Below are 12,102 nucleotides of genomic sequence, written 5' to 3' on the forward strand. Positions count from 1 at the left end.
TCTCCTCCAGTTGGTCGTTTTGGTCTTTGAATTAGCTGCTAGCTCATCCCGATTTCTTGCGCCGTGCCATATCGGCATAGACGGCCAGGATGATGATTGCGCCGGTCACAACGGTCTGCCATTCCTGCGCAACGGACAGCACGCGCAATCCGTTGGTCAGCACGGCCATGATAAGCGCACCGATCAGCGTACCCAGGATCGTCCCGCGTCCACCGGACAAGGAGGTGCCGCCGATCACCACAGCTGCGATCGCCTCCAGCTCGTAACCCAGTCCCAATGCCGGTTGTGCGGAATTCAGGCGCGAGGCGATGAGGATTCCGGCGATGCCGCAGATCGCGCCGGCCAGAGCGTAAATGCGCATCTTCCACATGTCGGTGTTCACGCCGGACAAGCGCACTGCTTCCTCATTTGAGCCAAGTGCAAAGGTGTACCGGCCTAGAACCGTGCGCCCCAGAATGTACGAGGCCGCGATGGCAACCAGGAACAGGATCAAGACCCCATTGGGGATGGGCAGCGACGGGAAAACCTCTCCGATCAGCGACCCGCGCGAAATCAGATCGAAGCCCGGCGTATCATTGAAGTAGATTGGTCGCGTGCCCGAGATCACCAGCGACAGGCCTTTGAGGATCAACATCATTCCAAGCGTCGCAATGAATGGCGGAATTTTCATTTTCGCTACGAAAGTGCCCGAGCAAAGTCCGCAAAATGCGCCCGCCGCTATGGCTGCGGCCACACCCAACAGCAAGGGCATGCCGAGATATGTCAGGACCACCCCGGCGATCACAGCACAGAAGGTCATCAGTGTTCCGACTGAAAGGTCGATCCCGCCGGTGATAATGACCAGCGTCGCGGCGACGGCCAGAACGCCATTCACTGATGTCGCCTGCAGAATGGCGATCATGTTCGATGTCTGCATGAAATTCGGCGACGCAATAGAAAATCCGATCAGCAGGACGATCAAACTGGCAAAGGCCAACAGCTTTTGATAGGCGCCACTGTCCGCGAGGCCCGATAGTGGCTTTTTCTTTTCGATGTCGGTTGCTGTGGTCATTGGACTGTCCCTGTTACCTGCATCGCCGCCGCACGTTGCGTGGCCAGATGCATGATGTCTTCCTGAGTTGTGTCTTTTCCGCCGGGCAAAATGCCGGTCAGCCGCCCTTCGCACATCACGGCGATGCGATGGCTGAGGCGCATGATTTCGGGCAGTTCAGACGAGATCACGATGATCGTCTTGCCCTGCCCTGCCAGTTCTTCCAGCAACTTGTAAATCTCGGATTTCGCGCCGACGTCGATACCGCGGGTCGGTTCGTCAAAGATCAGAATATCGCAGTCGCGCAGCAGCCATTTGGCGATGACAACCTTCTGCTGATTGCCGCCTGACAGTAGGCGAACCTCCTGCACATCCGATGGCGTTCTAATGCCCAATTGCTGGATGTAGCTTTTGGCGGTGTCGCTGATTTCACCATCGTGCAGAACCCCGCCTGCGCCGGTGAATAGGTCCATCGAGGCAAGCGCGATGTTGTCGCGTACATTCATACTAGTGGCGAGACCGAAGTGCTTTCGGTCCTCGGACAGGTATCCAATCCCCGCTTTGACGGCGTCGGTGGGTGATTTGATCGACACCACCTGACCATGTACCCGGATTTCTCCGCTATCCTTGGGGTCGGCCCCAAATATGGCGCGCGCGACCTCGGTGCGACCTGCGCCCATAAGACCGGCGAAGCCCAGAATTTCACCCTTTTGGACCGAGAAACTGACGTCCTGAATTTCGTTGCTCCGGCTCAGCCCGGTGATCTGCAGAGACATCTCCGCATCACCCAGATCGGGCACGTCCAGCGGTTCTTCCTTGACCTCTCGGCCCACCATCATGGCGATGATCTGGCTGATCGGGGTTTCAGCAGCCCCAACTGTTCCGACATATTCCCCATCGCGCATAACCGTCACGCGATCCGAGATCTGCTTCAGCTCGTCCATCTTGTGGCTAATGTAAACGATGCCTACACCTTCAGCCTTGAGGCGGCGGATGATCACGAACAGCTCAGCAATCTCGGCGTCATTCAGGGCCGCTGTTGGCTCGTCCATGATGAGCACCTTGGACCGAAAGGACAGTGCCTTGGCGATCTCGACCATTTGCTGTTTTGCGATGGTCAGGCTGCCAACCAACGCCTTGGGATCAAGGCTGAGGTTCATCGAAGCAAAGATTTCGGCAGTCTGCGCATTCAGCGCCGCCTCGTCCAAACGGCCAAAGCTCTTACGCGGTTCGCGTCCGATAAAAATGTTCTGGGCTACGTTCAGGTCGTTCATCAGGCTCAATTCCTGATGGATGATCCCTATACCTAGATCCTGCGCCTCGCGCGGGGTTGTCGGGCTGACTTCGCGCCCTTCGATCTTCAAGGTCCCGCCATCACGTTGATAAATACCCGACAGGATTTTCATCAACGTACTTTTGCCGGCACCGTTCTCGCCCATCAGCGCGTGAACTTCACCCGGTTCAAGATCGAATTGCACGGATTTCAGCGCGTGCACGCCGGGGAAAAACTTATCAATCCCCGTCATTTCGACCAGTCTATTTTTATTGCCTCCCATTTGCCCCTCTCCCCTTGGGCCAACGCGGTTTACATCACCGCACCAATTTGCCAGGGGACGAATTCAACGCCCCCAAATCCAAGTTCCTCGCTTTTGGTTTTCTTGCCTGAGGCGACACGGATCAGTATTTCGAACAGTTCTTCGCCCTTGCTCTCGATGCTGATCCCGTCTGTCACGATGTCACCGCAGTTCAGATCCATATCTTCGGCCATGCGGGCATACATTTCGGAATTGGTGGCCAGCTTGATGCATGGCGTTGGCTGATATCCAGACACCGAACCGCGCCCGGTGGTAAACACGATCAGGTTCGCACCCGAAGCGACTTGCCCGGTGACCGAACACGGATCAAAACCGGGACTGTCCATGAAGACAAACCCGCTCTTGTCGATCATCTCACCGAATTTGTAGACGTCTCGCAGTGGCGCGGTGCCTCCCTTAGCTACGGCACCAAGCGATTTCTCAAGAATGGTTGTGAGCCCCCCGCGCTTGTTGCCTGGGCTTGGGTTGTTGTCCATCTCACCGCCGTTTCGGGCCGTGTAGTCCTCCCACCAGTGGATACGTTCAATCAGTTTTTCACCCACCTCAACAGTCTCGGCCCGCCGGGTCAGCAGGTGTTCGGCACCGTAGATTTCCGAGGTTTCCGACAGGATCGTTGTTCCTCCATGGCGCACAAGTAAATCCGACGCATACCCCAGCGCCGGGTTCGCGGTTATCCCAGAATACCCGTCCGAGCCGCCGCATTGCATACCGACCGTGATGGCACTGATCGGAGCCGGAGCGCGTTCGGCTTGATTGGCCAGATGGGCGATGCCGCGCAACTCCGCCAGCCCCCGTTCGATAGTGCGGCGTGTTCCGCCCTCGTTCTGAATGGTCATGTAACGCAGCGCACCGTCAGCGCGGATTGGTCGACCGCCGACAAGATCTGCCACCTGCATGACTTCGCAGCCCAGACCGATCAGCAGAATACCCCCGAAATTCGGATGCTGTGCATAGCCGGCCAACGTCCGAAACAGGGTAGCATAGCCCTCATCCTTGCTGGACATTCCACATCCGGTCCCGTGCACAATCGGGACCACACCGTCAACATTGGGATAGCTTTCCAACAACCCGGTCTTTTCCGCTGCGTCGGCGATAAAACGCGCTACCGAACCCGAGCAGTTCACGGTGGTTAGAATCCCGATGTAGTTTCGGGTTCCCACTTTACCGTCAGATCGATGGTATCCGTCGAATGTACGCTTTTCAGTCAAAACAGGCAGCGGGGTGTTGGCGCTGGCATGCGCATAATCCTGCTGATGCGCCCCCATGCCAAGGTTGTGCACATGGATATGTTCGCCAGGCGCTATATCGCATTTGGCCTGCCCGATGATCTGACCGTAGCGGACAATATTCTCGCCAGTTTGGATTGATGACACGGCAAGCTTGTGACCGCGGGTAACGGGCGCAGCCAATTGCACGGGAACATGTGCCGGCTGCTCACCCGCTTGCAAGTCACGCAAAGCAATAACGATGTTGTCCTGCGGATTTAGCTTCACGACATCGCGAGCCGCCTCTTCCAAAACGTTTATGCTGCCGTTCGCTCGCATCTCTTCTCCACTTGCTTGGTCAATGTTGCTAAATCCAATATCTCTACTTGTCAACTAACATGTTAGAATGCTAACTTATGCAGTATGAACAAACACCAAGATATTGATGCCGAACTATTGCCCGAGATCACAACGATCGAAGGACCGCTCGCTCAGCGGGTTCACCACTCATTGAAGCAGGCGATTCTCTCACTGGATTTCCCACCCGGAGCGAACCTCAGGAAGGCACCTGTGTGTGAAAGATTGGGTGTGTCGCGCGCACCTGTGGCCGATGCGATCGCGCGTTTGGCCTCGGAAGGGCTGGTGGATGTGGTACCGCAATCAGGCACTCGCGTATCCTACTTTTCGATGGACGAGATCCGCGAAGGCGTATTCCTGCGTGAAGCGCTTGAACTTGCAACTGTCGCCAAAGTCGCGCGCGACATAACCGACGTTCAGCGTAAAAGGTTAAGCCGCAACATGCGTCTGCAGGAACTGTTGATTATGGATGATGATATCCCAGGCTTTTATCAGGCTGATGAAGAGTTCCACAGTCTTCTGATGGAATTTACAGGCTTCCGCCGCCTCGCCGACGTTGCCCAAACCGTTTCCTTACAGGTCAGTCGCGCACGCATGCTATTGCTGCCCACCCCTGGCCGGATCGCTGAAACACTGGCAGAACACAGGGCCATTTTCGAGGCAATCAGCAATCGCGACGAACAGGCCGCGCAGGTCGCTATGCGCGCCCACCTCGGGCAGTTGATGCCGCGCATTGAGCAGTTGGAGCAACTGAAGCCGCATCTGTTCAACCTCACCCCACAGCTGAATAGCGAGGCAGGATGACCGTTTCCCAAACAGAATTACTGAACAACCGGACCACACGGCCCGTTCCCCTGACCCGCATGGGGTTCGGTGGGGCACCATTGGGGAACCTGTACCGCAAAGTCTCGGACGAGGACGCGCAGGCGGCATTGCAGACCGCTTATGACGCAGGCATCCGGTTTTTCGACACAGCGCCGCAATACGGGCTTGGCCGATCAGAGCATCGGTTCGGGCAGGCGATTGGTCGGTTCGGGCGCGAAAACATCCAGCTTTCAACCAAGATCGGTCGCCTGTTACTGGATTGCGAACCGCATGAAGTAACGCCCGAAGCTTTCGTCGATGTACCGCAGAAACGGATCGTGTTTGACTATACCTATGACGGCGTAATGCGGTCTTACGAGGCAAGCCGCAACAGGATCGGTGTCGCCAATTCTGACATTCTTCTGGTCCATGATGTCTGTGTCTTCAGCCAAGGCAGCCAAGAGGTTTCGGACGCCAAGGTGCGTGAACTGTTTGATGGCGGAGGTTACAAGGCTTTGACCGAGCTGCGCGATGCGGGTGAAATCGCAGCAATCGGCGCAGGTGTAAACGAATGGCAGGTTTGCGAGAAACTTCTTGGGCTGGGCGACTTCGACGGGTTCCTTTTGGCTGGGCGCTATACATTGCTTGAACAAGAGGCCCTCGACAGTTTCCTGCCACTCTGCGAGCAGCGCGATGTCGGGATCATCCTCGGAGGACCTTACAATTCAGGCATTCTCGCGACCGGAGCAGTGCCCGGCGCCAAGTACAATTATGCTGACGCGCCCGAAGACATTCTGGACCGGGTCCGCAAGATCGAAGCCGTGTGCGCAGCCCACAACACTCCGCTGATTGCGGCGGCGTTGCAATTTGTTCTGGGCCATCCTTGCGTCAAAACAGTTGTACCCGGGGCTGTAAACGCATCCGAAGTCCAATCCAATGTGGCATTGATGGAGCGTGACATTCCCCCGGGCCTGTGGGCAGACCTACGATCCGAAGGTCTGATCCGACCGGATGCGCCTCTGCCAAGCGAGACTGCAGATGCTGCGTAACATCGATCCGATCCTGTCGCCGGAGCTGCTGTATACCCTCAGAGCCATGGGCCACGGGGATGAAATCGTTATTGCAGATGCGAACTTCCCGGGTTCCAGCAGCGGGCCGGACTGCATTCGGGCGGATGGATCTTCGGCCAGTGAAGTGTTGCAAGCGGTCTTGTCGGTGATGCCCTTGGACACATTCGTTCCTGATCCGGCGTTGACCATGCAGGTTGTCGGCGACGCGGAGGCGGTTCCCGACGCAGTCGCGGACTTTCAACGCATCATCGACACGACCGCCGACAACCCGGCCAAAGTTCAGGGCTTGGAACGGTTTGCATTCTACGAGCGTGCAGCCAACGCGTTTGCCATCGTTCAAACGGGCGAACGCAGGCTTTATGGCAACATCATCCTGAAAAAGGGTGTGATCGCATGAGGATCGACGCGCATCAGCATTTCTGGGCTTTGGCGCGGGGCGACTATGGCTGGCTGACGCCCGATCTGAGCGAGATCTACCGGGATTTTGCACCGCACGATCTGATGCCTCTGCTCAGCGCCGCCGGGATTGATGGCACGGTCCTTGTGCAGGCAGCACCCACAGTGGCCGAGACCGAATATATGCTCGCTCTGGCCGATCAGAATGCGTTTATCAAAGGTGTTGTGGGCTGGGTTGACTTTGAAGCCACTGATGCACCTGCAAAGATTTCCGCCTTGGCTACCCACAAGGCATTTGTCGGTCTACGTCCGATGATACAGGACATCGCCGACCCGCTTTGGATGCTAGGCGACGCGCTAACGCCCGCTTTCGAGGCAGCTCAGCGGCATGGCCTGACATTTGATGCCTTGACCTTGCCTCAACACCTGGGCCCGCTCAGGCAACTTCTTCAGCACCATTCCGATATGAGTGTTGTCATTGACCATGGGTCGAAACCATTGATCAAAGACGCAATCTTGGGTGACTGGTCCGACAACATGACCGCCTTGGCCCGAGATACAAATGCATGGTGCAAGCTTTCAGGCCTTGTGACTGAGGCTGCTACAGACTGGACGATCGACGATCTGCGCCCGTACGTGGATCACCTGCTGAACACCTTCGGTCCATCGCGTCTGATCTGGGGTAGCGATTGGCCAGTTTGCACCTTGGCCAGTAGCTATGAGCGCTGGTGTGAAACCACCGACATGCTGCTGAAACATCTGAGCAGCGCAGAACGGCAGGCAATAATGGGTGGCAACGCCGCCCGCGCCTACAACCTCAGGAATTGAAATGACCATAGGTATATTGGATTCGAGCGGGCTATGGCTCGGCCGTATTGAGCGCGGCGGAATCGGCCCCAGCGTGGTGACCCTGCGCAATATGCGGATTATCGATATCACGTCAAAAACGGCACCAACTGTCCGGGACATTCTGGAACGCGACGATGCAGCAGATCATGCGCGCAACGCCCAAGGTGAAGATATCGGCCCTTTGGACGCCGACCACCAATGGCTGGCCCCGTGTGACCTGCAGGCGGTCAAGGCCTGCGGGGTCACATTTGCCGGGTCCATGGTCGAACGCGTGATCGAGGAACAAGCCGCCGGTGATCCTGCCAAAGCCGACGCGATCCGGGCGCGCATCGGAGACCGGATCGGAGACAGCCTCTCGAACATCGTACCTGGATCGGACGCGGCCGCAGAGGTCAAAGAAGCACTGATCGCTGAAGGCCTCTGGAGCCAGTATCTGGAAGTCGGGATCGGCCCCGATGCCGAGGTGTTCTCCAAAGCACAAGTTTTGTCTTCGGTCGGGTTTGGTTCAGAAATCGGTCTTCACCCGATTTCGACCTGGAACAACCCCGAGCCCGAGGTCGTTCTGGCCGTTACATCTAAGGGCGAGATTAAGGGCGCTACGCTGGGGAACGACGTCAACCTGCGTGACGTTGAAGGTCGTTCGGCTTTGTTGCTGAGCAAAGCAAAGGACAACAATGCCTCTTGCGCGATCGGACCGATGATCCGGTTGTTCGATGATGGGTTCACACTGGACGATGTACGCCAGGCTGAACTTGCGCTGACCGTGACCGGATCGGATGGATTTGTGCTGAACGGAAGCTCATCTATGTCCCAGATCAGTCGCGATCCTGCAGACCTTGTGAAGCAGACTATCGGGTGCCATCACCAATATCCTGATGGGCTGATGCTTTTCCTTGGCACTCTGTTCGCCCCGACCCAAGACCGTGACACACCTGGCGGCGGGTTTACTCACAAAATTGGCGATGTCGTCACTATCTCCAATACGCGCCTTGGAGCGCTGACAAACACCGTGCGCCTGTCGACGGAATGCCCCGAATGGACCTTTGGGGCATCACACCTGATGCGAAACCTCGCCCATCGCGGCCTGCTGTAAGAGAGAACGAATATGTTGACCGGAAAACACCTGATAGCTGGCGAATGGCTCGGTGCAGACACTACTTTTGCGTCGGAACCAGCGCATGGACCAAGCCATGACTTTTCTGCGGGGACAGCAGCGCTGGTTGATAGCGCAGTGGAGGCAGCTGAGGCGGCATTTGCCACTTTCGGGTGGTCCTCTCGTACCGAACGCGCCGCGCTATTGCGCAAGATCGCAGATGAGATTGATGCCCGCGGGGATGCCATCACCGAAATCGGCACTCAGGAAACTGGCTTGCCCGAGGCACGCCTGCAAGGGGAACGTGGCCGTACCGTCGGCCAGCTGCGCCTCTTCGCCGATCACATCGAAGCGGGCGATTACCTGGACATGCGCCATGACCCGGCCATGCCGGATCGTGCACCCCTGCCCCGCCCCGACCTGCGCATGATACAGCGCCCGCTGGGTCCTGTTGCGGTGTTCGGCGCTTCGAACTTCCCATTGGCCTTCTCAGTCGCAGGGGGTGATACAGCCGCAGCATTAGCCGCAGGATGCCCTGTCGTTGTCAAAGGCCATTCGGCCCATCCCGGCACTGGCGAAATTGTCGCCCAGGCAATCGACGCCGCCATCAAAGCGACAGGAATTCATCCCGGAGTGTTTTCATTGGTACAGGGTGGCAAACGGGATGTGGGCACGCGATTGGTGCAACATCCCTTGATCCGGGCGGTTGGCTTTACGGGCAGCCTCGGAGGTGGACGGGCGCTGTTCGATTTATGCGCGCAACGCGATGAACCCATTCCGTTTTTTGGCGAACTGGGTTCAATCAATCCGATGTTCATACTGCCGCAAGCGGCGGCCGCGCGCGGTGCTGAAATCGGCAATGGCTGGGCCGCGTCCCTGACCATGGGCGCTGGACAGTTCTGCACCAATCCCGGTATCGCCGCGATCACCGAAGGTCCGGATGCTGACGCGTTTCAAGCAGCGGCAGAGGCTGGCCTGTCTTCGGTGGCCGAGCAGACAATGCTGACCGATGGAATTGCGGAGGCATACCGAAACGGAGTTTCGCGTGTAGCTGCTGGTACCGGTGTATCGAACATTATGGGCACAAGCTGCAAGTCACGCGATGCGGCCCCTTACCTGTTCACTGTTTCTGGTGATGACTGGCTGGCCAATCGGAAGCTGCAAGAAGAGGTTTTCGGCCCATTAGGCATCATCGTGCGTGTGAAAGACCGCGCTCAGATGCAACGGATTGCCCGGACCATCGAAGGGCAACTGACCTGCACACTACATCTGGACGCTGGCGACAAACCCGACGCTCAGGCACTGCTACCGCTGCTTGAACGAAAGGCTGGGCGATTGTTGGCCAACAGCTTTCCGACCGGGGTCGAAGTTTGCGACAGCATGGTTCACGGAGGCCCCTACCCCGCCTCAACCAACTTTGGCGCAACATCCGTGGGAACATTGTCGATACGCCGTTTCCTGCGGCCGGTTTGTTATCAGGACATCCCATCCGAGCTTCTACCCGAGATATTGTGAGGTTGTTCATGTCGACAATCAACCCATCCAACCGGCTTGCAGATAAGACCGCTCTCATCACAGCAGCTGGCCAAGGCATTGGCCGTGCAACCGCCGAATTGTTCGCTGCCGAAGGCGCACGGGTGATAGCCAGCGACATCAACGATGCTGCGCTTGCCGAATTGGGCGGTATTCCGGGTATCGAACCGCTGCAACTGGACGTAATGGACGATAAGGCCGTTACAGATGCAGCGGTCAATCTGCCGCAACTGGACATTCTGTTTAACTGCGCAGGTTATGTAGCGGGGGGATCAATTCTTGAATGCACTGAAAAGGATTGGGATTTCAGCTTTGACCTCAACGTAAAGGCCATGTTCAGACTGATCCAACTGACTCTACCCGGAATGCTGAAAGCAGGCGGAGGATCGATCATCAATATGTCGTCGGTCGCATCGTCCATGAAAGGCGTGCCCAACCGATTTGCGTATTGCGCGTCAAAAGCAGCGGTGATTGGCCTGACCAAGTCTGTGGCAGTCGATTTTGTGACCCAGGGCATTCGGTGCAACGCGATTTGTCCAGGTACGGTGGACAGCCCCAGCCTGCATGACCGGCTTCGCACCACCGGGGATTATGAGCAGGCAATGACTGATTTCATCGCCCGTCAACCGATGGGCCGTATTGGCACAGCGGAAGAGATCGCTGAACTGGCTCTGTATTTGGCCAGTGATGCCAGCAAATACACTTCGGGCCAGCCCTTTGCCATAGATGGCGGCTGGACGATCTGAGCAGGAAGGACCTGACAATGAAACTACTACGCTATGGCCCGAAGGGCGCTGAGAAACCCGGCATTTTGGCCTCAGACGGCTCGGTTCGCGACCTTTCCGGTGTGGTGGATGATATCTCGGGCGATACTCTTGGCGATGTCGTTCTTGAAAAGCTCCGCGCACTAGATTTGGCCAGCCTGCCATTGGTAGACGGCAACCCGCGCATCGGTCCTTGCGTTGGCAATGTTGGAAAGTTCATATGCATTGGCCTGAATTATGCCGATCACGCAGCAGAAAGCGGCATGGAATTGCCTGCTGAGCCCGTGATCTTCTTCAAAGCCACCTCGGCCATCGCCGGCCCCGACGATACCGTAGAAATCCCGCGCGGATCGGTCAAAACCGATTGGGAAGTTGAGCTGGGCGTCGTTATCGGCAAAGAGGCCAAATATGTCTCTGAGGCGGAAGCCATAGACCACGTCGCCGGCTACTGCGTAGTGAACGATTTGTCAGAACGTGACTTTCAGCTTCATCGCTCTGGCCAATGGGTCAAAGGAAAGTCTGCGGACACGTTCGGCCCAATTGGCCCCTGGCTGGTAACACGAGACGAAGTCCCCGACCCGCAAAACCTTCCGATGTATCTTGAGGTAAACGGGCACCGATATCAGGACGGATCAACCAAAACGATGCATTTTGGCGTAGCGACGGTCATCTCGCATCTGTCGCAATTTATGTCTTTGCAACCCGGTGACGTGATTTCTACAGGCACACCCCCGGGTGTTGGTATGGGACAGAACCCGCAGACCTACTTGAATCCCGGCGACAAAATGGAGCTTGGTATTCAGGGGCTGGGCACGCAACGTCAGAACGTCATCCAGGGATGAGAGCGCGCTGTAGGCGAACACCATATGTAGCCTTGAAACAACAAAAGTAAGCGAGAAGGTTTTGTTTCAGATAACGCTGCCCGTATACTGATTATCTATCAGGCCAGTAAATAATCTTATAGGCGCTTCTCGCGCGATTAATCCGGTATTTGTAGTATCGGATCAGGTTACCGAACATCTTCCTAGTTGCTTCGGGCGTTTCAATACTGAGAAGAGTCGTTATTTTTTTGCAAGCTTTGACAAAGCCTGTCCTTAAGTCACGATTCAGCAGGCCCCCAAGCCGGCAAGATGGGTGCCCTTCGCATTAAAGTAGACAGACCGATACAGCTCTTAATAATACTTATTAAAGTATTTTGCACACTACGCCCAAATGACCTTCTACTCGGTCAATCATTCAACCCATCGCCGCCTTTTCTTTGGCAAGCCACAGCACGATCATATCCATCATTGATAGGTGCTCACGGCCAATCCGTTATATGCTCACGCGCCTCGAATATGTTTCGGTACGCTATGTTGGTCTTCCCGATGAAATGTAGTGCCGGGGCGCTCGAAGATAGAAGCGAT

11 protein-coding genes are annotated in these 12,102 nt (G+C 56.5%); 8 read left to right on the plus strand and 3 right to left on the minus strand.

From position 1 onward, the window contains the following. Positions 1-43: 43 nt before the first annotated feature. Genes ACR0DK_RS06690 through ACR0DK_RS06700 form a run of 3 tightly spaced genes read right to left on the minus strand, consistent with a single transcriptional unit; the run spans position 44 to position 4,169 of the window. Positions 44-1,051, minus strand: a complete 1,008-nt coding sequence (locus ACR0DK_RS06690) for an ABC transporter permease (RefSeq protein ID WP_170423121.1) — start codon at positions 1,049-1,051, stop codon at positions 44-46. Then, entirely contained in the window at positions 1,048-2,586 is a 1,539-nt protein-coding gene (locus tag ACR0DK_RS06695; RefSeq protein ID WP_480735324.1) for a sugar ABC transporter ATP-binding protein, read from the minus strand. The genes ACR0DK_RS06690 and ACR0DK_RS06695 overlap by 4 nt, the downstream gene beginning before the upstream one ends. Before the next feature lie 29 nt (positions 2,587-2,615). Beyond that, complete coding sequence (locus ACR0DK_RS06700; RefSeq protein ID WP_480735326.1) at positions 2,616-4,169, minus strand: UxaA family hydrolase; 1,554 nt, start codon at positions 4,167-4,169, stop codon at positions 2,616-2,618. 84 nt (positions 4,170-4,253) lie between these two features. On the opposite strand from ACR0DK_RS06700, the gene ACR0DK_RS06705 reads away from it, so the two are divergent. The 8 genes from ACR0DK_RS06705 to ACR0DK_RS06740 are packed head-to-tail and all read left to right on the plus strand — an operon-like array spanning position 4,254 to position 11,538. Continuing rightward, positions 4,254-4,991: a GntR family transcriptional regulator gene (locus ACR0DK_RS06705; RefSeq protein ID WP_170394143.1), complete on the plus strand. Its 738-nt coding sequence runs from the start codon at positions 4,254-4,256 to the stop codon at positions 4,989-4,991. Beyond that, positions 4,988-6,040, plus strand: coding sequence for an aldo/keto reductase (locus ACR0DK_RS06710; RefSeq protein ID WP_480735328.1), 1,053 nt, complete (start codon positions 4,988-4,990; stop codon positions 6,038-6,040). Before ACR0DK_RS06705 ends, ACR0DK_RS06710 begins: the two co-directional genes overlap by 4 nt. Then, positions 6,030-6,458 (plus strand): RbsD/FucU domain-containing protein, encoded by a 429-nt coding sequence (locus ACR0DK_RS06715; protein ID WP_170608945.1) that lies wholly within the window; start codon positions 6,030-6,032, stop codon positions 6,456-6,458. The genes ACR0DK_RS06710 and ACR0DK_RS06715 overlap by 11 nt, the downstream gene beginning before the upstream one ends. Beyond that, complete coding sequence (locus ACR0DK_RS06720) at positions 6,455-7,285, plus strand: amidohydrolase family protein (RefSeq protein ID WP_480735330.1); 831 nt, start codon at positions 6,455-6,457, stop codon at positions 7,283-7,285. The genes ACR0DK_RS06715 and ACR0DK_RS06720 overlap by 4 nt, the downstream gene beginning before the upstream one ends. Before the next feature lies 1 nt (position 7,286). Then, positions 7,287-8,399, plus strand: coding sequence for a fumarylacetoacetate hydrolase family protein (locus ACR0DK_RS06725; RefSeq protein ID WP_480735332.1), 1,113 nt, complete (start codon positions 7,287-7,289; stop codon positions 8,397-8,399). 12 nt (positions 8,400-8,411) lie between these two features. Further along, positions 8,412-9,914, plus strand: coding sequence for an aldehyde dehydrogenase (NADP(+)) (locus ACR0DK_RS06730; protein ID WP_480735334.1), 1,503 nt, complete (start codon positions 8,412-8,414; stop codon positions 9,912-9,914). Positions 9,915-9,922: 8 nt separating this feature from the next. Continuing rightward, positions 9,923-10,678, plus strand: a complete 756-nt coding sequence (locus tag ACR0DK_RS06735; protein ID WP_170407443.1) for an SDR family oxidoreductase — start codon at positions 9,923-9,925, stop codon at positions 10,676-10,678. Between the two features lie 17 nt (positions 10,679-10,695). Next, the gene (locus ACR0DK_RS06740) at positions 10,696-11,538 is read left to right on the plus strand and encodes a fumarylacetoacetate hydrolase family protein (RefSeq protein WP_170407446.1); all 843 of its coding nucleotides are present in this window, start codon (positions 10,696-10,698) and stop codon (positions 11,536-11,538) included. Positions 11,539-12,102 lie beyond the last annotated feature (564 nt).

The sequence above is a fragment of the Ruegeria sp. CE6 genome, assembly GCF_056537485.1.